The organism is Kordia jejudonensis (assembly GCF_001005315.1).
In the GTDB taxonomy this organism is placed as follows: Bacteria; Bacteroidota; Bacteroidia; order Flavobacteriales; family Flavobacteriaceae; genus Kordia; species Kordia jejudonensis.
Genome location: NZ_LBMG01000185.1, coordinates 1 through 322, shown reverse-complemented (window position 1 = coordinate 322; position 322 = coordinate 1). Strand labels below are relative to the sequence as shown.

Here is a 322-nt window from a genome sequence, read left to right as displayed (position 1 = left end):
CAAATTTGAATATCAAGTAAATACCTTTGAAGAAGGAAATGCTAAAAAGGATAATGTAATACAATTTGGGGTATCGCACCCAAATGATGATACGGAACAAACCGAGCTTGAATTTATCGCATATTACGCGCAAGCAACATTACAAAAAAGGATTGTAAAGGATGAGAATTGGACGCCCAATCAACAGTTTCTAAAAGATCACACAACAGAAGAATTTACAGATAAACTTGGACGCGTAATTTTAAAACGTACCTTTAATACCAATCAAAAACACGACACTTACTACGTGTATGACAAATTTGAAAATCTTACCTACGTTATT

The 322-nt window shown here is 33.5% G+C and carries 1 protein-coding gene; it reads left to right on the top strand.

Going from position 1 to position 322, the window contains the following annotated elements; all coding sequences use genetic code 11:
- Nucleotides 1-322, top strand: a 322-nt coding sequence (locus AA089_RS25360; RefSeq protein ID WP_046759421.1) for a hypothetical protein, incomplete at both ends; no start/stop codon positions are given.